The organism is Paraburkholderia sp. GAS32, from assembly GCF_050434225.1.
Taxonomy (GTDB): domain Bacteria; phylum Pseudomonadota; class Gammaproteobacteria; order Burkholderiales; family Burkholderiaceae; genus Paraburkholderia; species Paraburkholderia madseniana.
On sequence record NZ_JBNPVS010000016.1, the window covers coordinates 119,878 to 146,288 of the forward strand.

Annotated in this window: 25 protein-coding genes and 1 pseudogene; 14 read left to right on the forward strand and 12 right to left on the reverse strand. The window is 58.9% G+C overall.

The features are described from left to right. Positions 1–143: 143 nt before the first annotated feature. Positions 144–1,060: pseudogene (locus P3T25_RS20590) on the reverse strand (LysR family transcriptional regulator). A gap of 81 nt (positions 1,061–1,141) precedes the next feature. Here P3T25_RS20590 and P3T25_RS20595 point away from each other — a divergent pair. Then, positions 1,142–2,065: a carbon-nitrogen hydrolase family protein gene (locus tag P3T25_RS20595; protein WP_429358840.1), complete on the forward strand. Its 924-nt coding sequence runs from the start codon at positions 1,142–1,144 to the stop codon at positions 2,063–2,065. A 94-nt stretch (positions 2,066–2,159) separates the two neighbouring features. Beyond that, positions 2,160–2,537 (forward strand): nuclear transport factor 2 family protein, encoded by a 378-nt coding sequence (locus tag P3T25_RS20600; protein ID WP_429358841.1) that lies wholly within the window; start codon positions 2,160–2,162, stop codon positions 2,535–2,537. A 251-nt stretch (positions 2,538–2,788) separates the two neighbouring features. Here P3T25_RS20600 and P3T25_RS20605 read toward each other — a convergent pair whose 3' ends face one another. From P3T25_RS20605 to P3T25_RS20615, 3 genes are all read right to left on the reverse strand, one after another. After that, positions 2,789–3,181, reverse strand: a complete 393-nt coding sequence (locus P3T25_RS20605) for a DUF779 domain-containing protein (protein ID WP_429358842.1) — start codon at positions 3,179–3,181, stop codon at positions 2,789–2,791. A gap of 110 nt (positions 3,182–3,291) precedes the next feature. Continuing rightward, positions 3,292–4,812: an acetaldehyde dehydrogenase ExaC gene (gene exaC / locus P3T25_RS20610; RefSeq protein WP_429358843.1), complete on the reverse strand. Its 1,521-nt coding sequence runs from the start codon at positions 4,810–4,812 to the stop codon at positions 3,292–3,294. 401 nt (positions 4,813–5,213) lie between these two features. After that, positions 5,214–6,050, reverse strand: coding sequence for a carboxymuconolactone decarboxylase family protein (locus tag P3T25_RS20615; RefSeq protein WP_429358844.1), 837 nt, complete (start codon positions 6,048–6,050; stop codon positions 5,214–5,216). Between the two features lie 434 nt (positions 6,051–6,484). Between P3T25_RS20615 and pqqA the strand changes: the two genes are divergently transcribed. The 9 genes from pqqA to P3T25_RS20660 all read left to right on the forward strand — a co-directional run bounded on the left by pqqA (position 6,485) and on the right by P3T25_RS20660 (position 16,043). After that, a complete protein-coding gene (gene pqqA / locus P3T25_RS20620; protein WP_429358879.1) occupies positions 6,485–6,559 on the forward strand; it encodes a pyrroloquinoline quinone precursor peptide PqqA in 75 nt (24 codons plus the stop codon). Between the two features lie 243 nt (positions 6,560–6,802). Continuing rightward, the gene (gene pqqB, locus P3T25_RS20625; protein WP_429358845.1) at positions 6,803–7,723 is read left to right on the forward strand and encodes a pyrroloquinoline quinone biosynthesis protein PqqB; all 921 of its coding nucleotides are present in this window, start codon (positions 6,803–6,805) and stop codon (positions 7,721–7,723) included. 68 nt (positions 7,724–7,791) lie between these two features. Further along, complete coding sequence (gene pqqC, locus P3T25_RS20630) at positions 7,792–8,532, forward strand: pyrroloquinoline-quinone synthase PqqC (protein WP_429358846.1); 741 nt, start codon at positions 7,792–7,794, stop codon at positions 8,530–8,532. After that, a complete protein-coding gene (gene pqqD, locus P3T25_RS20635) occupies positions 8,529–8,819 on the forward strand; it encodes a pyrroloquinoline quinone biosynthesis peptide chaperone PqqD (protein WP_429358847.1) in 291 nt (96 codons plus the stop codon). The genes pqqC and pqqD overlap by 4 nt, the downstream gene beginning before the upstream one ends. Before the next feature lie 4 nt (positions 8,820–8,823). Then, positions 8,824–10,035: a pyrroloquinoline quinone biosynthesis protein PqqE gene (gene pqqE, locus P3T25_RS20640; RefSeq protein ID WP_429358848.1), complete on the forward strand. Its 1,212-nt coding sequence runs from the start codon at positions 8,824–8,826 to the stop codon at positions 10,033–10,035. 96 nt (positions 10,036–10,131) lie between these two features. Continuing rightward, complete coding sequence (locus P3T25_RS20645; protein WP_429358849.1) at positions 10,132–12,453, forward strand: TonB-dependent receptor; 2,322 nt, start codon at positions 10,132–10,134, stop codon at positions 12,451–12,453. Positions 12,454–12,543: 90 nt separating this feature from the next. Beyond that, positions 12,544–13,455: a LysR family transcriptional regulator gene (locus P3T25_RS20650; RefSeq protein ID WP_429358850.1), complete on the forward strand. Its 912-nt coding sequence runs from the start codon at positions 12,544–12,546 to the stop codon at positions 13,453–13,455. 38 nt (positions 13,456–13,493) lie between these two features. Continuing rightward, complete coding sequence (locus P3T25_RS20655; protein WP_429358851.1) at positions 13,494–14,594, forward strand: NAD(P)H-dependent flavin oxidoreductase; 1,101 nt, start codon at positions 13,494–13,496, stop codon at positions 14,592–14,594. A gap of 459 nt (positions 14,595–15,053) precedes the next feature. Next, positions 15,054–16,043, forward strand: a complete 990-nt coding sequence (locus tag P3T25_RS20660; protein ID WP_429358852.1) for an SLAC1 anion channel family protein — start codon at positions 15,054–15,056, stop codon at positions 16,041–16,043. Between the two features lie 186 nt (positions 16,044–16,229). Here the strand turns inward: P3T25_RS20660 and P3T25_RS20665 are convergent, their stop codons facing one another. The 7 genes from P3T25_RS20665 to P3T25_RS20695 all read right to left on the reverse strand — a co-directional run bounded on the left by P3T25_RS20665 (position 16,230) and on the right by P3T25_RS20695 (position 23,264). Further along, positions 16,230–17,132, reverse strand: a complete 903-nt coding sequence (locus P3T25_RS20665; RefSeq protein WP_429358853.1) for an enoyl-CoA hydratase-related protein — start codon at positions 17,130–17,132, stop codon at positions 16,230–16,232. 30 nt (positions 17,133–17,162) lie between these two features. Further along, positions 17,163–18,419, reverse strand: coding sequence for a CaiB/BaiF CoA transferase family protein (locus P3T25_RS20670; RefSeq protein ID WP_429358854.1), 1,257 nt, complete (start codon positions 18,417–18,419; stop codon positions 17,163–17,165). 23 nt (positions 18,420–18,442) lie between these two features. Beyond that, entirely contained in the window at positions 18,443–20,107 is a 1,665-nt protein-coding gene (locus P3T25_RS20675; RefSeq protein WP_429358880.1) for a GMC family oxidoreductase, read from the reverse strand. 87 nt (positions 20,108–20,194) lie between these two features. Then, complete coding sequence (locus P3T25_RS20680) at positions 20,195–20,824, reverse strand: TetR/AcrR family transcriptional regulator (protein ID WP_429358855.1); 630 nt, start codon at positions 20,822–20,824, stop codon at positions 20,195–20,197. 167 nt (positions 20,825–20,991) lie between these two features. Beyond that, positions 20,992–21,417 carry an organic hydroperoxide resistance protein gene (locus P3T25_RS20685; protein WP_093645792.1) on the reverse strand — a complete coding sequence of 142 codons (426 nt, stop codon included), beginning with the start codon at positions 21,415–21,417 and terminating at the stop codon, positions 20,992–20,994. 60 nt (positions 21,418–21,477) lie between these two features. After that, complete coding sequence (locus P3T25_RS20690; RefSeq protein WP_429358856.1) at positions 21,478–22,188, reverse strand: SDR family NAD(P)-dependent oxidoreductase; 711 nt, start codon at positions 22,186–22,188, stop codon at positions 21,478–21,480. A 224-nt stretch (positions 22,189–22,412) separates the two neighbouring features. Beyond that, the gene (locus P3T25_RS20695) at positions 22,413–23,264 is read right to left on the reverse strand and encodes a LysR substrate-binding domain-containing protein (protein ID WP_429358857.1); all 852 of its coding nucleotides are present in this window, start codon (positions 23,262–23,264) and stop codon (positions 22,413–22,415) included. Between the two features lie 116 nt (positions 23,265–23,380). Between P3T25_RS20695 and P3T25_RS20700 the strand changes: the two genes are divergently transcribed. Beyond that, complete coding sequence (locus P3T25_RS20700; RefSeq protein ID WP_429358858.1) at positions 23,381–24,013, forward strand: FMN-dependent NADH-azoreductase; 633 nt, start codon at positions 23,381–23,383, stop codon at positions 24,011–24,013. Between the two features lie 113 nt (positions 24,014–24,126). Further along, entirely contained in the window at positions 24,127–24,906 is a 780-nt protein-coding gene (locus tag P3T25_RS20705; protein ID WP_429358859.1) for an alpha/beta fold hydrolase, read from the forward strand. A 22-nt stretch (positions 24,907–24,928) separates the two neighbouring features. Here the strand turns inward: P3T25_RS20705 and P3T25_RS20710 are convergent, their stop codons facing one another. Then, positions 24,929–25,888, reverse strand: a complete 960-nt coding sequence (locus tag P3T25_RS20710; RefSeq protein WP_429358860.1) for a GlxA family transcriptional regulator — start codon at positions 25,886–25,888, stop codon at positions 24,929–24,931. A 108-nt stretch (positions 25,889–25,996) separates the two neighbouring features. On the opposite strand from P3T25_RS20710, the gene P3T25_RS20715 reads away from it, so the two are divergent. Further along, positions 25,997–26,302: a putative quinol monooxygenase gene (locus tag P3T25_RS20715; RefSeq protein WP_429358861.1), complete on the forward strand. Its 306-nt coding sequence runs from the start codon at positions 25,997–25,999 to the stop codon at positions 26,300–26,302. The last annotated feature ends 109 nt before the right edge of the window (positions 26,303–26,411 follow it).

Here is a 26,411-nt window from a genome sequence, read left to right on the forward strand (position 1 = left end):
ATAAGGAATTCTTATAATTCTCCGATTGCACGTTTAATCAGGCACATTCGACTGGTTTCGGATCTTTTGTTCCTGCCTGGAAAAACTGTGTTTCCGACGACGAATTGCTTACGACGTACGCGTCGCATACGCTGATGCTTTCGCTAGCCCGCGTTGCCGAACGATTCCATGATCGCGTGCCGGACCACTGCGACAGCGGTATCGCGCATCCTGACCGTGCGCCATCCCAGCTCGATTGGATACCTCGGCAAAGCGAGCGGGCAGGTTAGAAGGCGCAATCCGGTCAGCCGGGATATCGCCTCCGCAGCGTGCCTCGGTATTGTCGCGACTGCGTCCGATTCGTGGAGCAAATACGGTAGAGCAGCGAAATGAGTCGTCGACGCACAAATCAGCCTCTTTCTTCCGATGTTCGCGAGAGCTTCGTCGACAATGCCCACCACGCCCCCAGACGACACCAGGATATGGGGTCGCACTACGTACTCATCGAGGGTCAACTGCGCGTGCCGGTCAGGAAACGATTTGGCGTCCACCAGACATGCATATTCTCCTTCGCCGAGCACCTGTCGACTCAACCCGCGCGACGACAATCCGCCTGCGGCAATAGCGAGGTCCATCTCTCGATTGAGCAGCGCATTGGCAACAATGTGGCTGTGTGTTTGCCGGAAGATCAAACGCAGGCCCGGTGTTTTTTTGCCACGATGTCCATCACCCGGTGCCCTACCGCTATTTCAAAGTCATCGGAGAGTCCGATCGACACCGAGCGGCCTCGATAGTCGTTCGTGTCGTCTGCCGTCATCGCCAAGGACTGTCGGCATCGGTCGAGCGCCTCGGTGATAACCGGTTTTAATTCGTCGGCGCGAGCGGTCGGCGCCAGCCCGCGCCCCGTCCGCGTAAACAGGGGCTCTCTATAGACCCCACGCAGCCTTCTCAGCGCGGAGCTGACTGCAGACTGAGTAAGGTCGAGCCGGACCGCGGCTCTCCCTGCGCCGCCTTCCTCGTAGAGGGCTTCGAACACCTTCAGGAGGTTGAGGTCCATCTCGACGATATCAATTTGGTTCATATCACTTATAGAGTGCACAAGGTTGCTTCATTCTATCGGTCTGCCATGATCGAAACATCCTTTGCAACATTGGAGCAAACAATGCCCAAATCGATCGTCGCCGCACTACAAATTGGTTCGTCCCCGTCTGGCAAGTCCGATACGCTTGCGCAGATCCTGCAGTATGAAAAACAGATCATTGAGTCGGGTGCGAGTCTGGTTGTCATGCCCGAAGCGCTATTGGGCGGATATCCGAAGGGCGAAATCTTCGGTACCCGACTGGGTTACCGGCTGGCCGAGGGACGAGAGGCGTTCGCGCAGTACTACGCGAATGCCGTTGACGTCCCGGGTGCGGAGACCGATGCACTGGCAGAGCTGTCCCGGCGAACCAATGCAAGTCTGGTTGTCGGCGTTATCGAACGGGCAGGTAGCACGCTTTTCTGTACGGCGCTATTTTTTGATCCGCAGAACGGTATGGTTGCGAAGCACAGGAAGTTGATGCCAACCGGCACGGAGAGACTCATTTGGGCGCAAGGGGACGGTTCGACACTGCCGATCGTCGAAACGTCGGCGGGTCGCGTGGGAGCGGCGATCTGCTGGGAAAACCACATGCCTCTTCTTCGCACGGCGATGTACGCGAAGAATGTGGAGATCTGGTGTGCGCCGACTGTCGATGAGCGCGACGTATGGCAAGCCTCGATGCGCCATATTGCGCACGAGGGCCGGTGCTTCGTAATCAGCGCGTGCCAGGTGCAACCAACGCCGCGCGCTTTGGGCGTGGACGTGCCTGGTTGGGACAGCGATCGTCCGCTCATCCGCGGGGGCAGCGTTATTGTCGGGCCGCTCGGCGAAATCTTTGCCGGACCGCTCGTCGGCGAGTCTGGACTCGTTGTCGCCAGCATCGACACTGACGAACTGGTACGCGCGCGCTTCGATTTCGACGTGGTCGGCCACTACGCACGCCCCGATGTCTTTTCGCTGCATGTCGATGAGCGTGCCAAACGGACGGTTGAATTCCAGACTTGACGCTTTGTCTTTAGCCGGAACTTCGCCAAGGCGATCGCGATTCATCGCGAGTTGCTTTGGATTTTTAGTACCTGAAACCCTTAGGAGAGCCAGTATGTCTATCGAGAAAATGCCCGCACTTGTCGAAGCCGTCAATCTGTATTTCGAGGCGTTGCACGAGTGCGATCTGGGAAAATTTGATCGGGTCTTCCACTCGAGTTGCAGCCTGTTTGACACAGACGATGGCAAACTGACTGTCGTTCCGATCGCCGATTACCGCCGCATCATCGCTGAACGCGTGTCGCCAATGAGCAAGGGCCAACCGCGTGACGACGCGTTGATCTCGGCGGATTTTCTGTCAGCTGATACTTCGGTCACCAAGGTTCGCCTGCGCATCCACGACAAGGTTTTCATCGATCACCTGAACTGGGCGTATGTCGACGGTTCCTTCATGATTGTGACCAAGGTGTGGCACGATATATCGATAGCGTAATGCGCTACGCTGTCCACGCAGATGGCCTGCATGAGGCATGACATCGAGGGGATACAGACAGCACATCGGGTGCTTGCGTTTGTTTTTTTTTGCGGCATGAAGGGTGTCTCCTCCTGACCCTGCCCTTCTCTTGTCGCGGCGCACGCCCTCGGACGTGCGCTTTTTTTTGTGTAGTGCAAGGCGTGTTCGAGCCGATTCGACCGTGCTGTTCGCCGTGACTATGCGAGCGTGGGAGAACAATCTCCTCCCGTTTAGCCGTCCGCCCTTTCGACCGGACGTACGGCGAGCCAGATGTTTTCCGCATCGTCGAAAAGGCGGGAGCGCGTCAGAAATCGCAGACCCGTTGGCTGCTCTAGCGAAAACATCCCGGCTTTTCCGGGCACCGCGTCAATAATCAACTGCGAATTCTGCCAGTATTCGAACTGCGCTTCGTCCATGTAGAACGGTGCGTTCGCAATCGTTCCCAGTTTTACGTCTGACGAACCAGGCATGAACTCGACTGCTGGAAAACACATCGGCGCGCTGCCGTCGCAGCAACCACCCGATTGATGAAAGATCACCGAACCATGTTCGGCAATGAGCCGCTCGATCAACTCGACAGCAGCCGGCGTAGCAACCACGCGTAGCACATCTTCAGGGGTCATCGTGTTACTCCGTCAATGCACGTGGCCGAGGCCGACGTGCAAATACGAATGCGGGCAGTGCCAGACAACATGCAACTGCCCGCAGGCTATGCGACCAAGGAAGGCCTTGTTCAGAAGAAGCCGAGCGGCTTCTCGCCGTAGCTGACAAGCAGATTCTTCGTCTGCTGATAGTGGTCGAGCATCATCTTGTGGGTTTCCCGTCCGATGCCCGACTGCTTGTATCCGCCGAAAGCCGCATGCGCCGGATACGCGTGGTAGCAGTTCGTCCAGACACGGCCGGCCTGGATCGCACGGCCGAAGCGGTAAGCCCGCGTGCCGTCGCGCGTCCAGACGCCGGCGCCGAGGCCATACACCGTGTCGTTGGCGATCTCAAGTGCTTCCTCTTCGCTCTTGAAAGTCGTCACGGAAACAACCGGCCCGAAGATCTCTTCCTGGAACACACGCATCTTGTTGTGGCCGTGGAACACGGTCGGCTTCACGTAATAGCCGTTGCCAAGCTCGCCGCCGAGCACGCTGCGCTCGCCGCCGATCAGACACTGCGCGCCTTCCTGCTTGCCGATATCGATATACGAAAGAATCTTCTCCATTTGTTCCTGCGACGCCTGCGCACCGACCATCGTCTGTGGATCGAGCGGATGGCCCACCTGAATCGCCGCGACACGCTTGAGCGCGCGCTCAATGAAGCGGTCGTAAATCTTCTCGTCGATCAGCACGCGTGACGGGGCGGTACACACCTCACCCTGATTCAGCGCGAACATCGTGAAGCCTTCAATCGCCTTGTCGACAAACGAGTCATCACGATCCATCACGTCGGCGAAAAAAATGTTCGGGCATTTTCCGCCGAGCTCGAGCGTGACGGGGATGATGTTCTGGCTGGCGTACTGCATGATCAGGCGGCCAGTGGAGGTCTCGCCGGTGAACGAGATCTTCGCGATGCGCTTGCTGGTAGCAAGCGGTTTGCCCGCCTCAATCCCGAAGCCGTTCACCACATTCAGGACGCCTGGGGGCAGCAGGTCCTGGATCAGTTCCACCAGCACGAGTATCGACGCCGGGGTCTGCTCCGCGGGCTTAAGGACGATGCAGTTGCCGGCGGCCAGAGCCGGAGCAATTTTCCAGGCGGCCAACAGGAGCGGAAAGTTCCACGGAATGATCTGGCCGACCACGCCGAGCGGCTCATGAAAGTGATACGCCACGGTGTCGCTGTCGATTTCGGAGACCGAGCCTTCCTGCGCGCGGATACAGCCGGCAAAATAGCGGAAGTGGTCGATTGCGAGCGGGATGTCGCCGGACAGCGACTCACGCAGCGGCTTGCCCTTATCGATCGTCTCAGCCACTGCGAGCTTGCGCAGGTTTGCTTCGATCCGGTCCGCGATGCGGTTCAGGATATTTGCGCGATCGGTCGGCGACGTCTTCGCCCACCTCGCTTTTGCGCGGTGTGCTGCGTCGAGTGCGAGTTCGATATCCGCTTCACGCGAACGCGGAACCGACGTGAATGGCTGGCCGGTGATCGGCGAAATGTTGTCGAAGTACTCGCCGCCGACCGGTTTGACCCACTCGCCACCGATGAAATTCGCGTACTGCTTTTTAAACGGAAACTCTATATCGAGAAACTGCAACTCTGCATGGTTCATATTGAACTACCTCCAGTAGCTGGTATCCGGCATGAGAAGAAACGTGCGAGAGCACTGACGCTCTCGATCCACTGGGCGCTGTGCGCTAAACACCGATCTAGCGAGAACCATGCCACTGCAGCGGCGCCCGCCTAACGGAAGCGGTGCGGCTCTTCGGACGTTGACGCTGCAATGCATTGATACGCGCAAACCGATGCGCGGCGACTGAAGGATCTGTATTGTTTGGCGACACATGAGCGTGCACGCTGTACCAGGGTGTTACAGTGTTCTCGCGTGCCTGTCTGCGCCTGGGATATCTGATCATGATGGGAGGCAATCACGGAGCATCACGGAGCGCCAGCGGCCGTCGCCCAGGTCGTCGGCCGGGGACGGAAGAAATACGATCTACCTTCCGTTAATATTCACGCACGCTGCGCAGCCGCGATCGCGTCTTCCAGCATCGGAGAAGCAATCAGTGCACCGTGGATTCCGATAACACTCGCAATCTCGATTACCTCCATGATTTCCCCGACAGTTGCCCCGTGGCGAAGTGCATTGCGCATGTGGATTTTGATGCCCGGCTCGTACAGATGTGTGGCAGCGACATCGAGCGCGCAAAGCACAAGCTCCTTGACCTTTGGCTCGAGCACACCCTTCTGCCACGGAACCGAGGAGAACTCGAGGTACGCCTCGAAGAAATCCGGATCGAGTTCCAGCGCATCGTCCCATATGGGATTCCAATACCCCTGTACTTCGGCGAAACGCTGCTTCAATGCCTGACGACGGCTATCGTCAGAACCCGCGGGCTTTCGGAGACCTTCTTCCTCAAGCACTTCGGCGAGGATCGGCATCGCCACATTCGAAGCGTGAATACCGACGGTACTGGTCAACTCGAGCACTTCCATCAGTTCTTCACGTGTGGCGCCGAAATCCACCGCCACTTTCAGATGCATCTGGATGCCGGGAGCGAAGAGATGGGTCGAGGACGCATTCACGGCAACATAGATGAACTCCTTGACCTTGCCCGCCAGATGGTTGTGCCGCAGTGGCACCGCTGAGAGGTTAAGGTAGGCATGCAGGAAATCACAGTCGTTGCGGAGAATACTTTCCCATTGCGGAGCCCAGGTATTCCGCACGCGAATGAACTCATCCTTGATCGATTTCTGTCTGGCGGTAAGCGTCATTGCTTCTCCGTTAGAGATAAACATACATAGTCTGACTAACCTTTTAAGGCGATCCGCGCTTGCCCTGTATTTCATGGAAAATCCATCACATCGTCCATGCGATCATGAGGATGATTGACCTCACACCCTCGCACCGTTTGGTGCGCTTGACAAGCGAAGGGAAAATATACGGCTATCTGTTCGACAGATAGCGCAACGCCGGCAACGAACGACACGGCACATTTGCGGGATCTCCTTTTCCGCTTCGACCAGTGTCTCGGTTTGCGACATCGTGTGTAGCAGGATCGAACACTGAGTCTCTTCTCCTTGTACTAGCTATGCAGATCCCCGGCCTCCAGAAAATCGACGGTGAAGCGTATTTCCCCTGTCGATGCCACTTTCCACTCCGCAGCGGCTTACGTGCGCTCCATGCTGACTCTGGAATCGTTTCCGGCATGAAGCTTGCACTCAGTGCCACTGCCGCATTTGTGAAGCGGCTTTTCATCTACGCTGAACTCAAGGAGACATGCATGCAGTGGACTACCCCCGTCTATACCGATCTTCGCTTTGGTTTCGAAATCACGATGTACATCGCCAACCGCTGAACCGGCGCCACTGAATGGGCGTCGCCGCGCCGCTCGCCTGCATTCGCATCGCAGCGGCGCTGCAGCGGCACCTCATCCACACATGCTCCCGATTCCGGCATCGCGCTTGCGCAAAAGGGGCACAAAGATCCAATACAGATCGGAGACACACATGATGACAACGCACGCCCGCGGCGCGAACCGGGTTCCACACGCTCGCATTTCGTGCCACTCCGTAGAGGGGCGCCACGCGCGCCAGGCCACTTGAAGATCAAGGTACTCGGCTCATCGGCAGGCGGCGGCTTTCCGCAATGGAACTGCAATTGCCACAATTGCGACGGCGTGCGGCGCGGCACGCTCAAGGCGACGCGCCGCACCGAGTCATCGATCGCAGTGAGCGCCAACGGCGAAGACTGGCTGCTGATCAACGCGTCACCTGACCTGCTCGCGCAGATTGCCGCCAACATGGAATTGCAGCCTGCGCGGCGTATCCGCGACAGCGGCATTGCCGCTGCGCTAGTGATCGACGCGCAGATCGACCATGTCACCGGCCTTCTGATGCTGCGCGAGCGCGACACCCCGTTGCCGCTCTACGCGACGGACGCGGTGTGGCAGGACCTGTGCTCCGGCTTTCCGATCGGGGTGATTCTGTCGCACTACTGTGGCGTGGAGCACCACCGCATCGCACTCGACGGCGCGCTGCTCAGCATTGCCGCACTACCGGGCGTGCAAATCGAAACACTGCCGCTATCGAGCAAAGCACCGCCCTACTCGCCGCACCGCGAGGCGCCGGAGCGCGGCGACAACATCGGGCTCGTCATCACCAATCTGCAGTCCGGCAAGCGGGTCTTTTACGCGCCTGGACTCGGCGCGATCGAGCCACACGTGCTCGCCGCGATGCGTCGCGCTGATCTGCTGCTGGTCGACGGCACGCTGTGGACCGGAGACGAAATGATCCGCCTGGGCCTGTCGAAGCAAAGCGCAGCGGATATGGGCCATCTGCCGCAATCGGGGCCGGGCGGCATGATCGAAGTGCTCGACTCACTGGGTGTCCGTGCGGTCCGCAAGGTGCTCATCCACATCAACAACACGAACCCGATCCTCATCGAGGACGGTCCGGAGCGGCGCGTGCTGACTGAACACGGCATCGAAGTCGCGAGCGACGGCATGACATTCGAATTGTGACCAGTGGCAATTGAATCACGCGGTACGAAATGTAGAACTGAAAACACAAAACAGAGAACGGAGACGGTATGACCGTAATGGACACCTTCGGCATGGCATCTGTCCGCAAGGCCGGCGAAACGCTGCCCGCCTGGACCCGTGTCGAATTCGAAACGCAGTTGCGCGCCAAGGGCGCGGCATACCACATTCATCATCCGTTCAACGTGAAGATGAATAGCGGCGGCTGCTCGCGCGAGCAGATTCGCGGCTGGGTAGCGAACCGCTTTTACTACCAGATCAACATTCCCCTGAAGGACGCGGCGATCCTTTCCAACTGTCCGGACCGTGAGACGCGCCGCCACTGGGTACTGCGAATTCTCGACCATGACGGCGACGGCGATCAGGCAGGCGGCATCGAGGCGTGGGCGCACCTCGCCGACGCCGTCGGACTCACGCGCGACGAACTGTACTCACTCAAACATGTAGCGCCCGGCGTGCGCTTTGCCGTCGACGCGTACGTGAATTTCGCCCGCCACGCGCCGTGGCAGGAAGCGGTGTGCTCGTCGCTCACCGAACTCTTCGCTCCGCAGATTCATCGCGACCGGCTGGCAACCTGGCCGGAACACTATCCATGGATTGAAGCGACCGGCTTCGCCTATTTCCGCTCCCGCATCTCGCTCGCGCAACGCGACGTCCTGCACGGTCTCGCGGTCACGCTCGATCATTTCACGCGGCGCGATCAGCAGGAACGGGCGCTCACGATCCTGCAGTTCAAGCTCGACATTCTGTGGACCATGCTGGATTCGATCGAAAGGGCTTTCCCGCAATGAACGCTACCATATACGTCGCCGACGAAGCATCGTCCGCGTATCGCCCGAAGATCAGGTCGATGCTTCGCCTGCAATGGGAACCGGCACAGAATGCCCATGTGTTGCTCTATCCCGAAGGGATGGTGAAGCTCAACCAGAGCGCGGCGGAAGTCCTCAAACGCTGCGACGGCACGCGCAATCTGGATACGCTGATCGTCGATCTGGAGCGGGAGTTCAATGCGACAGCCATCGCGGCCGAAGTGCACGCATTTGTTGCCGATGCGCGCACGCGTGGCTGGCTGGAGTAATACAGTGGCCGATCTCTCGCCCTCCGTTGCCCAGCGACACCCGGCCGACGCGACTGCCAGCATCGGGCCGCCGCTCTGGTTGCTTGCTGAACTCACCTATCGTTGTCCGCTGCATTGCGCGTTCTGCTACAACCCGACCGACTACACCAAGCACAGCCGCGAACTCGACACCGCGCAATGGATCGACGTGCTGCGCGAGGCACGCGCGTTGGGCGCCGCGCAACTCGGATTCTCCGGCGGCGAACCGCTGATGCGTGACGACCTCGAAGTGCTGGTCGGTGAAGCGCGCAAGCTGGGCTTTTACACCAACCTGATTACGTCGGGGGTCGGTCTGACCGACAAGCGGCTCGTCGCTCTGAAGGCGGCTGGCCTCGACCATATCCAGTTGTCGTTTCAGGATTCGACGCAGGAACTCAACGACTTCCTGAGCAGTACGCGCACGTTCGACCTGAAACAGCGCGTGGCGGCCGCGATCAGGCAGCACGGTTTTCCGATGGTGCTCAACTGTGTGCTGCATCGCTACAACCTGCCGCACGTCGACAAGATCATCGAAATGGCGCTGGCAATGGGCGCCGACTATCTGGAACTGGCCAATACCCAATACTACGGATGGGCGCACACGAACCGCGCCCAACTGCTGCCGACGCGCGAACAACTTGAAGCGGCCGAAGCGGTCGTGGAGCGCTATCGCCACACACATGGCGAGCGTTGCAAGATTTTCTTCGTCGTGCCTGACTACTTCGAGCGCCGGCCAAAGCGCTGCATGAATGGCTGGGGCGCCGTGTTCCTTGGCGTCGCCCCGGACGGCGCCGCGCTGCCGTGCCATGCGGCGCGTAATCTGCCGGGGCTGACGCTCCCGAACGTGACGCAGATACCGTTGCGAGAGATCTGGTACGAAAGTGCGGCATTCAACCGCTTTCGCGGTTTCGAATGGATGAAGGAGCCCTGCCGAAGTTGCGACGAAAAGACGGAGGACCTCGGTGGCTGCCGCTGCCAGGCCTATCTGCTGACCGGCGTTGCCGCCGACGCCGATCCGGTCTGCGACAAATCGCCGGCACATGAGCAGATCGTGCGGCTGGTGCGCGCCGCAGCGGCGGCCGGAGACGCGCGCGAGCAGCCCATCCTGTTTCGTAACGATGCGAACGCGTGCAAGCTGGCGGCCGGACAACATGCTGCCAATTCGGCACAGGCGCCAGGCGAACCACAAAGTCAGTGAGCTGCATCGATCACGCCGTCGGTGAAGCGTCGGGATGGAAGCGCGCAAACAACGATAGCCGTCCGGATAGCCATCCAATCGGCAGGAGTCGATACCATGAGCACACCGCGCCACCGATCGCCCTTCAAACGGCGCGCCGGCCTCACTCTATGTCTCAGCAGCGCGCTGGCGGGGCTGCCGACGATAGCCACAGCGCAAGCCGCGACTGCAGCAGACGCGGCCCCCGCAACCGCATCTGCGCCCACCGCAAGCGACGCACCTGTGCTGGCGCCAATTATCGTGATCGGTACCACCCCGCTCCTCGGAACGGGTACGCCGTTGTCGCAAGTACCGGCCAACGTTCAGACCGTGCGTGGCAGCGAACTCGAACAGCAGCACAGAAGCACGTTGACCGACTACTTCGAGAAAAACCTGCAGAGCGTCGATATCAACGAGGCGCAAGGCAACCCGTACCAGACCGACGTCAACTATCGAGGCTTCACTGCTTCGCCGTTGCTCGGCACGCCGCAAGGCCTGACGGTGTTTCTCGACGGTGTGCGTGTCAACGAACCGTTCGGCGACGTTGTGAACTGGGATCTGATTCCGCAGTCCGCCATCGATACCATCCAGTTGATCCCCGGATCAAATCCGACCTACGGGCTCAACACTCTCGGTGGAGCACTGGCAATTTCGACGAAGAACGGCAAGACGAGCGCCGGCGGCGACGCCGAAGTCACGGCTGGTTCATGGGGCCGCAAGATCGCGCAGATCGAACAGGGTGGCGTCATCGGCTCGAATCTCGACTACTACTTCAACGCCAACGTGGCGAACGACGACGGTTGGGCCGACCACAATTCGAGCAGGCTGAGGCAGGCGTTCGGCAAGCTGCGCTATGCGGATGCGAACACCACGCTGTCGCTTTCCGCCGGTGGTGTGGATAACGATCTGCTCGGCAGTCAGACCATCCCGCGCTCATTCCTTGGCAATCCCAGGCAAGCCTACACGTTTCCCGATCAGAACCAGAATAATGTTAGCTACGTCACGCTTTCGGGTGATCATTACTTCAATGACCATGTCGAACTGAGCGGGAATGTCTACTACCGGCACTACCGGAACAGCAACGTCAGCAGCAACAACAACACCGATTTCGGCTCGATCAATCCGGACGGCAGCGTCGACACGATGGAAGGAACCAACGAGCAGTCGGTGGTCTCAACCGACAGCTACGGCGCGAGCCTGCAGCTCACGCTACTCGGCAGGCTGGCCGGAATGGACAATCAGTTCATTGCAGGTATCGCGGCGGACCTCGCCAACTCTCAATACACAGCGGCGTCGCAAGACGCCTCGTTCACCGATTCACGCGCGACTATCGGCATCGGCAATTACGTGCAACAGACCGACGCCAAAACACGCAGTGCAAACTATGGGATCTATTTCAACGATGTCCTTTCGTTGACCAGACAGTGGTCGTTCACACTGGCCGGACGCTACAACTGGGCAAGCGCCCAGATAGGCGACGAAAGCAGCATGCAACCGCTGCTCGATGGACGTCATGTGTTTTCGCGCTTCAATCCATCCGTCGGCATCAACTGGAACCCCACCTCCAAGTTCACGGCCTACGCGACGTACAACGAAGGCATGCGCACGCCGACAGCCATCGAACTGGCTTGCGCGGACCCCGCCGCACCCTGCTCGCTGCCGAATGACTTTCTGGCGGACCCGGCGCTAAAACCGGTCATCTCGAAGACGTTCGAAGTGGGTGCACGCGAGCGGCTGGGCGAAGCGACGAGCTGGAGCGCCGCCCTCTACAGCACAACGCTAACGGACGACATCCAGTTCATCAGCAGCGCGGCCAGCACACAAGGTTACTTTCAGAACGTCGGTAAGACCCGCAGGCAAGGTTTCGAACTGGCTGGGCGAACCAGGTTCGGGCCGCTCGCCGTGAGCGCAAACTACAGCTACGTCGACGCTACCTACCGATCGGCGTGGACAGAACAAAGCGCAAGCAATTCCAGCGCAGACGCCAACGGCAACATTACGGTGAAACCCGGCAACCGCATTCCCGGCATTCCGGCAAACACATTCAAGCTGCGGCTCGATTACCACGCGACGTCGAAATGGAACATCGGTACGAATCTGACCTACCGCAGCAGGATTTTCGCGCGCGGTGACGAGGATAACCAGGATGCAAGCGGGAAGATCGCCGGCTATTTCCTGATCGATCTGGACTCCACGTACCAGGTGACGAAAGAGCTGCAGGTCTTCGCAACCGTGTCCAACCTGCTCGACAAACGGTATGCTAGCTTCAGTGTACTCGGCCAGAACTTCTTCAATGGGCCGAACCATACATTCGACGGCGCCAATCCGTTCAATGAACAATTCGTCGGACCCGGTGCGCCACGCGGCGTGTGGCTTGGACTGCACTACGCATGGAAATAGCGCGAACGCACTGCCCTTGCTTCAACTCGAAGACGGACTGGCATTCAATAACCACTACAGAGAGCGGGAATCCAACGTCCGTGAAAGACTATGCAGCGTCAATTTGATGATCTCCTCGTAGGCAGTATCGAACTGTTCTGTCTAGCGGCTGAATTGGGTAGTTTTACTGTAGCTGCGAACGCAGCAAGCGTCACGCCTGCCGCCGTCAGCCGTTCAGTGGCGCGTCTCGAGAAACGACTCGGTGCGCGATTGTTTGTCCGGACAACGCGGCAGATCCGGCTTACAGACGTGGGGAGCCGGTACTTCGAGCAGTGTCGGCAGGCGCTGAGTCATCTCGTGGATGCAGAGCGGGAAGCTACCGGGCAACAGACAACACCAGCGGGCGTGCTGCGAATCAGCATGCCAACGCCCTACGGTCACTACCGCGTCCTTCCCCTCCTGGCAGACTTCCATGAGCGCTACCCGGAGGTCTCCGTCGAAACGCACCTCAGCAACCGCAACATTGACTTTGCGGACGAGCCCTTCGACCTGGCGATCCGGGGTCGTACTCCACGGGATTCCGGCCTGATTGCGAGAAAGCTCGAGGACGCGGAACTGGTAGTCGTGGCATCGCCGGCTTATCTGCGGAGAGCGGCCAAGCTGGAAACGCCAGACGATTTGATTCATCACAATTGCATCCAGTTTGAGTTGCCGAGCACTGGCCGCAACCTGCCCTGGGTATTCAATCGAGATGGCGGCCTCGACGAGATCACGACGCGCGGCAGTCATGGATCATCGGGCGATGCGCTTGCTGGTGTCACACTGGCGCGCCATGGGGCAGGCGTGTTCCAGACCTATCGGTTCATTGTTGAGAAAGACATAGCGGATGGAACGCTCAAGGAAATGCTCACGCCGTATGGCGGATGTTCGCGACCGTTCATCCTGCTATATCCGTACGGTCGGCATCTATCGTCGCGTGTGCGCTGTTTCGTGGACTTCCTGATGGAGAAACTAGGCGCATAGCGGCATTTGCGATAAACCCTATTTGAAAAGGAAACGACATGATCAACCAGTCAGATAATCGCGCATTGTTGTGTCTGCTGGGCATTGAAAAGCCGATTATCCAGGCGCCCATGGCCGGTGTCAGCACGCCAGTGCTGGCCGCAACTGTGTCCAATGCAGGAGGCCTCGGCTCTTTGGGTGTCGGGGCGATGAACGCTGAAGGAGCCCGCAAAGTCATCAAGGAGACGCGCGCGCTGACGGGGAAACCCTTCAACATCAACGTTTTTTGCCATAGCCCTGCAGCAGCAGACGAAACGGTCGAGCGCCAATGGTTGAACTGGCTCGCGCCGCAGTTCGAAAAATTCGGGGCAACGCCACCGGCATCACTGTCGGAGATCTACCGGAGCTTCCTTGCAGACCCGGCCATGCTGGAGGTTTTTCTCGAAGAGAAGCCAGCCGTTGTCAGCTTCCACTTCGGTTTGCCGCCCTCCGAGGTCATCGCCGATCTGAAAAAGGCCGGAATCAAGCTGCTGGCCTCCGCGACAAATCTGAACGAGGCTACGCTAGTTGCGGCCGCAAATGTCGACGCGATTGTTGCGCAAGGTATCGAGGCGGGCGGACATCGCGGTGTCTTCGACACGGATGCGCTCGACGACCAGTTGGGCACGTTTGCATTGACGCGTTTGTTGGTCAAGGAATTCCAGCTACCGGTCATCGCGGCTGGCGGCATCATGGACGGCGCCGGGATTGCGGCTGCACTCGCGCTCGGTGCACAGGCTGCTCAACTTGGAACCGCCTTTGTTGCCTGTCCGGAAACGTCGATTGATGAAGGTTACCGTCGCGCAATCCTTGGGGAGTCGGCTCGCCACACCACTTTTACGGCGGCGATCTCGGGGCGAGTTGCGAGAAGCATGGTGAACAGATTCACGGAACTCGGTAGCGACGTGCACTCACCCAGGCCGCCCGACTATCCGGTCGCATACGACGCCGGAAAAGCGCTTCACGCCGCCGCCAAAGCCAAGGGGGAGTTTGGCTACGGTGCGCAATGGGCGGGTCAGGCTGCGGCTCTGACAAGATCGTTGCCTGCTGCTCAATTGTTTGCCCAGTTGGAGAGCGAGCTGAAAGAGAGTGTCAGACATCTGCAGCAGTTCGGGAGCTAACGGATTTTACGTGGCGGCGGCTAGCAATCTGCCTGAACGATCTCACTCCCTTAAGCGTCTTTTCGCGCTCATTTACTCAAAGTTTATTATTTTTGCACTCGACTCACCGCCGCCACACTGAACTTGTTACGTACGCTTCTAGCTCGCGATAACCCAACCAGCCGCGCGATTCCGTTCACAAAACTATAGGATTACAAAATGTCAAAAATCTTGGTGAAATTTTTCGGCCGAGCAAAGAACTGAAAGCCGCAACATGTAACGTGACAGTGCCAGCAACGCCCGCCCGAAAACGCCCAAGGTGGGCGATTCGTTCCTGCCACGCATTACTGTTCGTACATGGTGGGTATTCGAACTTGACGTCAATGCACCTAGATTCAGCACTTATTCGCGCTACCAGCGCGATTTTCCACAAGGACGAGCAATCTTGCGTCGAGTTCAATAAAATTCTGGAGAAACGCCGTGTCGGCACTTTCAAGCCCCAGCTCGCAGTCTGTCCGAAAGCGGGCTTCAATCAAGAATTTGCCAGTGAATCTATTCGGTTCTGTCATGGGTATCGCTGGCTTGTCCATTGCCTGGAGGATTGCCGGCCATGAATTTGGCGCGAGCCCGCTCATTTCTGACATAGTCGGCGTCTTTGCCGTGATCGTCTTCCTTGTGCTGAGCGCAGGATATCTGGTTAAGGGAGCCAGATACCCTGCTGCAGTCGCCGGTGAATTTCAACATCCGATCGCCGGCAACTTCTTTGGCGCCATCGCCATCGGCATCCTGTTACTATCGACAGTCGTCGCCCCACTGAGCCAGACACTCTCCGAGGTCGTGTGGACGATCGGCACCATCGCTACGATAACGCTTTCGTTCATATTCACCAGCAGATTGCTTCAGGGAAAGATTGATGCTGCGCATGCGGTGCCTGCGTGGCTAATTCCAGGAGTCGCAACGCTGGATATCGCAGTTGCCGGCGGCACCATGCCCATGCCGTGGGCTCACGAAGTCAACCTGTTTGGCATCGCCGTCGGCGCGATGGTTGCCTTATTGTTCTTCACAATGATCATGTCCCGGTTGATCCATCAAGAGCCTCTGCCGGCCGGAATGGTTCCATCGATGATTATTTTGATCGCGCCGTTCGAGGTGGGATTTCTTGCATACACAAACTTCACGCAGCACATCGACACGTTTGCCGGTCTGCTGTTCTACTTCGGTCTGTTCGTGTTCGCGATTCTCTCCTTCAGAGTCTTCCGTGCAGGTATTCCCTTCGCTTCGGGCTGGTGGGCGGTCAGCTTCCCGATGGCTGCACTGACGATCGCATCCTTGAAGTATTCCATGTTCGTGCAGTCCTGGCCTTTGACGGTCATTGCGATCCTACTACTCACCATTCTCAGTATCGCGATCGTCGTCCTTTTTGTGAGGACGCTGCACATCCTCTTCAACGGCAAACTTCTCGCTGGCTGAAGTTTTACCCTGCACCCGTTGAGTACTTTCCCGTGGGTAAGCGCTACGACGTCAAGTACCGCGAGTCGATGAACTGTCCACAAACCGGAGACGATTTTCGAACGATGGATTCGTCGGGCGAGAGCGTATTACCCTAAGCAAGACATTGGCGTCGCGCTCTGCCCAATACTGACGATACGCAATGGCTTATCGATGGCGGAAGACGGGAGCGCGCTTGGCCAGGAATGCGTACATGCCTTCCTTTTGACCTTCGGTCGCGAACGCGGCCTGGAAAAGCCGACGCTCGTGCAACACACCCTCGCTCAACGGCGTCTCGAATGCCCGATTGACCGCCTCCTTTGCAAGCCGTACGGCAGGCAGGTTGTAACCGGCGATGGTGTGGGCTGTCTCGAGCGCAGTTTGCAGCAAGTCGGTCGATGGAACAACGCGCGCAACGAGGCCGGCTGCGAGTGCTTCATCAGCGCGCAAATTCCGGCCAGTGAGAATCAGGTCCATCGCAAGCGATTTTCCGACAGCACGCGTCAAGCGCTGCGAACCGCCAATACCAGGCGGAATGCCGAGCTTGATCTCTGGTTGACCGAATTGCGCATCATGGGCCGCAATGATGAAATCGCACGCCATCGCCAGTTCGCATCCGCCGCCGAGCGCATAGCCGCCAACAGCCGCGATGATAGGTTTTGAAATCGTCGCAATGCGATCCCACTCGGCGAAAAGGTCTTTCGCGTGCCAGTCGGCGAACGACTTGTCGACCATTTCCTCGATGTCCGCCCCTGCTGCAAATGCACGCCCATTGCCGGTGATCACGATCGCGCCAATTCCGTCGTCCTGGTCAAAAGTCGTAAGCGCTGCGAGCACCTCGCGCGACATCTGAACGTTGAGCGCGTTCAGGTTCTTCGGGCGATAGAGCGTGATCAGACCGACGCGCTCCCTTCGATCAATCTTGATGGTTTCGTACACGCCGTTTTCCGTCACGGCTCCGGCGGCATCTGTATTCGCGCCGACGGCAGCCGGTGCGGCATTCGCTTCGATCACTTGCATGCTGGATGGCTTGGTGGAAGCGCCACGCACGGCTGAAACGTCGTTCGACATATATTCACCTGTCAGTTCAAATGTGAGGCGTTATGCGGGAAGGCTTATCAAGCGCTTCAAAGGATCTTTGTCTGACTCAGCATCGGCCTGCGACGCATAGGCACCCGATGAAGCCATCAACTCGGCCAGAATTGCTTCGCGATGCTCGTCCACCGCGGGCGCTTTTCTGACTGCCGTGACATCCTCATCGGGTGAGGTGCTCATCTTGACCGGATTGCCGGCTGTTTTCACTTTCCGTTCGGACTTGCCCTGGACATGAATGAACATGTTGCGCGCGTGCAGTTGCGGGTGATTAATGACCTTGTCGATCGTGTTAATCGGCGCGCAGGGCACGCCAGCCTCGTTCAGCTTCTCGAGCCAAACGCTGACCGGTGCGGCGCGGGTGATCCGCTCAACGGTCTCGATCATCACGGGCCGGTTTTGCACGCGCAGATCATTGGTCAGGAACAGCGGGTCAAGTGCCACTTCCGGCACGCCCAACGCGTCTGCCATCAACAGAAAAAGCTGATCGTTGCCCGCGGCAATAATGAATCGGCCATCCTGGGCAGCAAAACTTTCGAACGGTGCGAGCGAGGGATGCGCGTCGCCAGTTCTCGTGGGCACCTTTGCTTCGACGTCAAATCTGGCAAACGCGGTTTCCATCAGCGCGGCCTGGCAATCGAGCATCGCGATGTCCACGTGCGTGCCTTGTGCGTCCCTGGAGCGCTTGTATAGCCCCGCCAGGATGCCTATCACAGCAAATAGCGCGGCACCGAGATCGCCGATGGCCGTACCCACTCGTGCCGGCTGACTGTCGGGCCACCCCGTCAGACTCATGACGCCGCCCATTGCCTGCACGACGGTGTCGTAGCCCGGCAGGTCCTTGAACGGGCCAGTGTGGCCAAAGCCCGAAATCGAAGCATAGACAATGTGCGGATGCGTTCTTGCCAATTGCTCGGGGCCGTAGCCGAGCCGTTCCATCACGCCGGGCCGGAAGTTCTCGACCACCACGTCCGCCTTATCCAGCAGGCGCTCGAGAAGTTCGCGATCACGCGGAGACTTGAAGTCGAGCGCAATGCTTTCCTTTCCGCGGTTGAAGCACATGAAGTACGCCGACTCGTTGTCGACGAACGGACCGAACGCGCGCGTATCGTCTCCCGTGCCCACACGCTCGATCTTGATGACGCGCGCCCCGAGGTCAGCCAGCGTCATCGCGCAATACGGTCCGGACAGCACACGCGAAAAATCGACAACCGTTATTCCTTCGAGGGGCAAGCGCTTCTTCACCCCGGGTTTGTTCTCAGCCATAGCCAGTTCCTGGTTGAATAAGGTCAAACGCCTTCCTGAATCCAGTGCGAAGCTTTCTCGGCGATCATCATCGTCGGGCAGCTCGTATTGCCGCTGGTGATCGTGGGCATCACGCTCGCGTCCACCACACGAAGTCCCGCAACGCCGCGCACGCGCAGATGGCTGTCGACAACAACATTCGGATCCGCGAGCGTGCCCATCCGAATCGTACCGACGGGATGGAAGATCGTGGTGGCGATGTCCCCGGCCAGCTTCATGAGTTCGGCGTCGGACTCGTATTGCGCGCCCGGCTTATACTCCTGCGGCCGGTATTTCGCGAGCGCCGCCTGGCTCGCGATGCGTCGCGTCAGGCGAAGGCCATCTACTGCGACTTTCCGATCGTCTTCCGTACTGAGGTAGTTCGGAGCAATGGCCGGTGCATCCTCAAAGTTGCCGCTCTTGATGTGCACCGTGCCCCGGCTCGTGGGGTTCACATTGGCGACACTTGCAGTGAACGCCGGAAACGTGTGCAGCGGCTGCCCGAAAGCGTCGAGACTCAACGGCTGCACGTGATACTCGATGTTGGCGTGCTTCCTTGACGGATCGCTTCTGGCAAAGGCCCCGAGCTGGGAGGGCGCCATGCTCATCGGGCCGGATCGGTGCAGCGCATATTCAAGGCCGATCTTCGCCTTGCCGAGCATATTCGAGGCAAGAACGTTCAACGTGTCGCAGTTTTCAACCTTGTAGACCGCGCGAATCTGCAGGTGATCCTGCAAGTTTTCGCCGACACCAGGCGTGTGTTGAACAATATTGATGCCGTGCTTTTTCAATAGGGATGCCGAACCAATCCCCGAGTGCTGCAGAATGTGCGGCGATCCGATCGCGCCGGCGCTAAGCACGACTTCGCGGGTGACATTCACCGACACAAGCTCGCCATTGCGAACGATTTCCGCACCGGTGCAACGCAGCGCACCGTTGGTGTCGCGTTCGATGTTGAGCTTCTTCACGTGGGCGTTAGTCCACGTCGTGAGATTCGAGCGGTGTTTGATCGGACGCAGGAAAGCCTTTGACGTATTCCAGCGCCAGCCGTTTTTCTGCGTGACATTGAAGTAGCTCACGCCGAAATTGTCACCCTTGTTGAAATCGTCGATGATCGGAATGCCGGCCTGCTCTGCCGCTTCGGCAAACGCATCAAGAATCTCCCACCGGAGGCGCTGCTTTTCGACACGCCACTCGCCGCCGCTTCCGTGAATCTTTGCAATCGCTTCGGCATTGGCGTTCAGCAGTTCGTGCTGGCTCGGATCGAGCTTGTAGAAGTCTTCGTGAGCCTTGAAGTCCTTCAATGAGTTATTCCACGTCCATTCCGGGTTGTCAGTCAGGTCGGCCCAATGGTCGTAGTCGCGAGCCTGGCCGCGCATGTAGATCATCCCGTTGATACTGGAGCACCCGCCCAACGTTTTGCCACGCGGATAAAGAATCTGCCGGCCATTGAGTCCTTTGTCCGGCTCGGTGCGGAATTGCCAGTCCGTGCGCGGATTGTCGATGCAATACAAATAGCCGACGGGGATATGAATCCACATGTAGTCGTCGCTACCGCCCGCTTCGACCAGAAGAACATTCCGGGTCTTGTCGGCACTCATACGATTCGCGAGCAGGCTGCCGGCGGAACCGGCGCCAATAACAATAAAGTCAAATGTCGTACTTTCCATTTGCATCCCATTTATCCTCGCGAGCGTTTTCCAACGCTGCCGGCATAAATTAGACCGATCGCCTATAAAAATAGAAAAAAAATGGTGCTAACCCAGCCCAGCGAAAAAACCGTCCGCGAAAATGTGCAATGCCTCCGGGCCGCCTTCGAGCTTTGCCCTCAACACTGCGCCTTCCCAGCCGATCCAGAAGAACGCGGCAAGTTTCGAACAATCGGCCCCTTCCGCAACCTCGCCGGCCGCCTGCGCTTCCATCAGGCACCTTGCCGTTCGACCTTCCCAATCGGCGAAAACCTCGCGCAACCGTATGCAATGACTCTCCGGAAGTACGGCCATTTCCTGCCCGAGATTGCCGACCAGACAGCCACGTCGAAAGCTGTAGCGTTTCATCCCTGCTTCCGCATCCGCGACAAAATCGTGGAAGCGCTGCAGGGGTGATTTCGATTTGTCCGTGAAAAACCAGTTGAGCTTTCTGACGAAATACGCAGCGTAGCGATCGATCAATTCGAGGCCAAACTCTTCCTTGCTTCCGAAGTAGTGATAGAACGAGCCTTTTGGCACGTTCACGCTACGCAAGATCTCGTCGATTCCCGTTGCAGAGAAACCTTTTTCCGTGAGCGCAGCAACGCCGGCGCGCACGAGAATCTCCCGGGTTTCGCTATGGCCCGCGAGTTCTTTCGGTGGGCGCCCTCGACGGCGCGGAACTGTATGAATGTCCATACAGCGGATATTAGACCACTCGTCTATAAAATTCAATGCGATACGCCGTGTCGTTACAGCTTGCGTATCGTTAGCACGCTCACGTCGTACGAAACGGAGCGACGAGATATTCGCGTGCAGGTCACCAATCACATGGCGACCTGCACCCCTTCGAACCGGATTGCGGCTTAGACGAGCGTCAGCGTTACGTCGATGTTGTTCCGCGTTGCGTTCGAATAAGGGCACACAATATGAGCCCTGTTGATGAAGTCCTGAGCCGCTTCGCGTGCCATGCCCGGCAACGAAATCTTCAACTCGACTTCAATGCCGAAGCCATTGGGAATGGGACCGATGCCCACGATTCCGTTGATCGATACATCAGCAGGAATAGCGATTTTGTCGCGCGCAGCAACGAATTGCATCGCACCGATAAAACACGCACTGTAACCTGCAGCAAAAAGCTCTTCGGGGTTGGTGCCTTTTTCGCCCTTCCCGCCCAATCCCTTCGGCCTTGTCAGCTTCAGATCAAGTCCGCCTTCCGGCGCCACGGCGCGGCCTTCACGGCCTCCGGTCACCTCGGCGTGTGCACGGTACAGAACGTTTTCGATCGACATAGTCAGCTCCTTATTGATGAATCGGATAACGGGCGCAACCAGCAGCGCCCCCGTGTTGCTTTAGTGCCCAGCGCTCTGGCCGCCGTCGACGTGCAGAATTTCGCCCGTCACGAACGGCGCAGCATCCAGATACAGGATCGCGTTGACGATGTCGCTCATCTCGCCCATATGGCCCATCGGGTGGAGTGCGCCGAGTGCCCCGTGCGTTTCGGGGGCGTGCATCGGCGACTTGATGATGCCGGGAGCAACCGCGTTCGCGCGGATGCCGCGCTTCGCATATTCGATTGCCAGTGACTTTGTGGCTGCGTTCAGACCGCCCTTCGTCAGCGATGCCAGCACCGACGGCACACCGTCGATGGCGTGGTCGATCAGGCTGGTCGTGATGCTGACCACATGGCCGCTGTTGTTCTTCTCCATCTCGGCGATCGCCAACTGCGTGATGAAGAAGAAACCGTTCAGATTTACGCCCGTCACCGCGGCGTAGTCTTCAGACGTATAACCGGTAAACGGCTTGGCGATGAAGACACCGGCGTTGTTGATCAACGTGTCGATGCGGCCGAAGCGCGCCACGCCCTCGGAAATCACGCGACGCGCCGTTGCTGGATCAGCGATGTCACCCGCCACCGTCACAATGTTGGGATCTTCGGACGGCTTGATGCTGCGTGCCGTTGCGACGATACGGTAGTCCAGCTTGCGGAATGCTTTGACGGTCTCTGCGCCAATGCCTTGCGATGCGCCAGTAACGACTACGACCTTTTGCGACGTGCTCATTGAAAACCTCGAATATTGAACTGGGCTCTCTTGCCCACCGGGCCGGCGGCTCCGATAGGTGCCTAATCTAGGTGCATTCACGCGCCGAGCAAACACCCGCTACGGACAAACTATTTTGCGCGAGCGGAACAAATCGGATCGAGGCCCAATGATTACGGGCTTGCGCGGGTCGAGCGAGGTCTTGATTCACCGGCCTTGTCAGCCCTCCTTGCGCTCGCCCGGTGTCATCCACGGTTCGCGAATGCCAGCACGATCGCGTTAGCCAGTTCGTCGGCAATGTGCGCGGGTGCACCCGCCGCGGTGAAAATCGTGAACTCGACATCGGGTAGTGAAGGCAAGCCGGCATCCGGCGGGACCGCGCGCAAGCCGTGCACCAGTTGTGTCTGCACGATCGGCGTCACTGCAAAGCCTGCCTGTGCTGCGGCGCACAGACCGGCGCCGCTCGAGCACACCAGCGCGATCCGGTAGTCGAGGCCTGCCCGGGCGAGTGCGGCCAGCGCCGCCTCACGATACGGGCACGGTTCGGGCAATAACGCGAGCGGCACCGGAGCGCCAGGTGTAAGCGACGCCCACTCCGCGCCGGCCCACACGAGCGGCTCGCGCCAGAGAACCTGTCCAGTGCGCGCACCTTCGCAGTGACCGCCGATCACCATGTCGAGTTCACCCTGATCCATCGCCTGCAGCAGTTCGGTAGGAATGCCAACCCTGACACTGAACGCGACGCGCGGGTAGCGGACCGCGAACGCGTGCATGACATTCATGAGCCTGACGTTGGCCAGGTCGTCGGAGAGGCCGACACGGATCGCGCCCTCGCTGGGTCCGCGAAGCATCTGTGCCCGTGCGTCACGGTTGAGGGCGAGGATCGCACGCGCGTAACCCAGCAGCAGCTCGCCGTCCGCCGTGAGCGTGATCGAGCGCGTGGTGCGCGAGAGCAGTTCGCGGCCGGTCTGTTTCTCCAGACGCCGCAGATGCGCGCTGACGGCAGACTGCGTCAGATTGAGACGGGCTGCAGCGGCCGTGAAGCCGCCTTCCTGGACCACGGCCACGAAAGATCGCAGCAGGACGGTATCGAACATGGACTAGCCCCTTCTCATACAGTGCGAATGCAACTGAATGCGGCGATGATACTTCGTTTATATTTTGAATCGAAATATGTTGTGATGGCGGCTCTCAACACACCCGGAGTATTGCCATGTCTACCCTGCTGCATATTGAATCGTCGCCGCGTAAGAAGCGGTCTGCTTCGCTCGACGTCGCACGCGCGTACGTGGACGCTTACCGCGACACGCATCCGGATCATCGGATCGACGTGCTCGATCTGTGGTCCGTCGCAATGCCGGAGTTCGACGGCGACGCGCTCGATGCCAAGTATGCGGACCTGAGCGGCGCACCGCTCAGCGAAGACCAGCAGCAGGCGTGGACCAGCATACGGCAACTCGCGCAGCGACTGCACGACGCCGATACGTTGCTGTTCTCCGTGCCGCTGTGGAATTTTTCCATTCCGTACAAGCTCAAGCATTTTATTGACGTCGTGTCACAGCGCGGCATCCTATTCTCATTCGATGAGCGTGGACTGCAGGGCCTGCTGAAGGAGAAGAAAGCGGTGGTCATTTATGCACGTGGCCTCGACTATTCAGTGGGCTCGAGCACACCCGCCCATTCGTTCGATTTTCAGCGGCCGTTCATGGAAGCGTGGCTGCGATCCGTCGGCGTGACCGACGTCAAATCGATTGTCGTCGAGAAAACACTCCTTGGCCCCGAACTCGATCACGCGGCAAGGCAGGCGGCACGCGAGCAGGCAGTGACGCTCGCGCAGGCAATTTGATTCGGCAAACGAAATATTGCGCGGCGCATGTGGTGCATCACTTTTCATGAATCAATGTGATACCCGACTACGTGACGCCGCCTTCATTCCTGTTTTTTTAACGAGGCACTACTTTGAACACGCTGCTCAAGAAAGGGTTGTTGTCACTCGCCATCGCCGGTGGTCTGCTATCCGCCGCCACTGCACAGGCCGCGTCCGATCCTGATCTCGCCGGCAAGAACGTTGTGCTGGTACATGGCGCCTTCGCGGACGGATCGAGCTGGAACAAGGTCATTCCTCTCCTCGAAGCAAAAGGCCTGCACGTGACGTCCGTGCAAAACCCGCTGACGTCACTGGGCGACGACGTTTCGGCCGCGACCCGCGCGATCGACCGTCAAAACGGTCCGGTGGTGCTGGTTGGCCATTCGTGGGCCGGGTCCGTGATCACGGCGGCGGGTAACAACGATAAGGTCAAAGCGCTCGTCTACGTCGCAGCGTTTGCGCCCGACAATGGACAATCGGCCAACGACATTCAGAAAGGGCTGCCGGCGCCTGCGTGGCTGCCCGAACTGCACAAGGACGCTGCGGGTTTCCTGACGCTGTCCGATAAGGCGATGGCCGAAAATTTCGCCCCCGATGTTTCCCACGCGCAGGCGCGTGTGCTCGCTGCGACGCAAGGGCCGTGGTATTCGGGCTGTCTCGACGAAAAGATCGGTCACGCCGCGTGGCATGACAAGCCGTCCTGGTATGTTGTCTCGACGAAGGACCAGATCGTCCCGACAAGCTTCCAGATGAAATTGGCGAAACAGATCGGTGCTACGACCGTGGATGTCGATGCAAGTCACGTTCCGATGCTATCGAAACCTCAAGAGGTCGCTGCCGCAATCATCTCGGCAGCACGTCAGGCGAAGTAGCAGCGAATCGGGCCACGGCGGCTCAGGACCCGCGCAACTCACGTACGCCCTTACCTATCCGCCGCCGCAGCAACGTTCGCAACGTGACGCCGTCCGCATAGCCGACCTGCTCGGCAATGCGGTCAACAGTGAGGCTGCTCGTCTTGAGCAACTGGACGGCGCGCTCGATCCGCAGGTCCTGAATGTACTCGACCGGCGTTTTACCGAGCACGGCGTTCAAACGCCGCGTCAAGGTCCGCGTACTGGTCGCCAATGCATCGGCGGCGACGTCCAGCGCGATTGCCGTGTCGAGGTGTTCACGCACCCAGCGATCGAATCGCTCGACGAGCGGGTCGGAATGAGAGAGGTGATCGGAGATCGCATAGGCGGACTGCGACAGCCGCGCATCGAATACGAGGTACCGGGCCACGAGCGCCGCAAGCTCAGGGCTATTGTTGCGGATCAACCAGAGCGCAAGGTCGAGGTGGCTCAGGGCAGCCCCTGCCGTTACCGCGTTGCCGCTGGGAACGACAATGCGATGCGCGTCCAGGTGCACCTTCGGGTAGCGCTGCCGGAACAGCGGCGAGAGCCACCAGGTGGTCGTGGCTTCGCCACCGTCGAGCAAGCCGCTTTCAGCCAGCACGAAGGTACCCGTACAGGCGGCTGCAATGCGGGCGCCGCCACTGCGCCACGAGCGCAAGGTATCTAGCGCATCGATCACGTCGTTCCGGCCGAGCGCAGGCACGAGATCCTCAGCCGTCGTGCGGTTGAGCGCCGGAACGACGACCCAATCCGGGGCAGGCAGGTCGGTCACATCGTGAACAGGCACTTGCATCCCAAGCGAGGTACGCACCTCGGGACGCACTCCCATCACGGTGATGTCGAAGCCCGCGGTGGCCATTCCCGTGGACCGCGCAAGGCTGTTGGCCATGGTCAAGCCATCGAGCACGGTGGTGAGGCCGGTGTCGAACACCCCTTCGAGTGCGAGGACAAAAATTCGCATGGCGGAATTGATACCAATATTGTCGATTCAGACAGTATTCCCCGTCGCACTCTGTTTGTACAGTGTCGTTCACCGCAGAGCCCCTCATGCGAATACTGGAGAACGAAGATGATCAGGAATGCCTTGTTTGTCCGACTTGAAGCCAAACCGGGGAAGGAGCAGACGGTAGCAGACTTCCTCGCCGCTGGTCTTGAAATGGCGGGCCAGGAAGCGACTACGCCGATCTGGTTCGCTCTCAAGCTATCGCCAACAACGTTTGGCATCTTCGACGCTTTTGCGAGTGAAGAGGATCGCCAGGCGCACCTGCATGGAAGTATTGCCGCTGCCCTGATGGCACACGCCGACGAGATGCTGGCAAGCCCCCCGTCGATCGAATCGATCGACGTCCTGGGCATGAAGAATCAACTGGCGTGAGTCGTTTGCGCCTTGGCAGCGCACAGATTTGCCGCCGGAAGATTGTTTCCGGCAAGCGTGGCGTCTGCCAGCGTCTGGCGCTCCGATTCAATCGCATTCACATAGATGG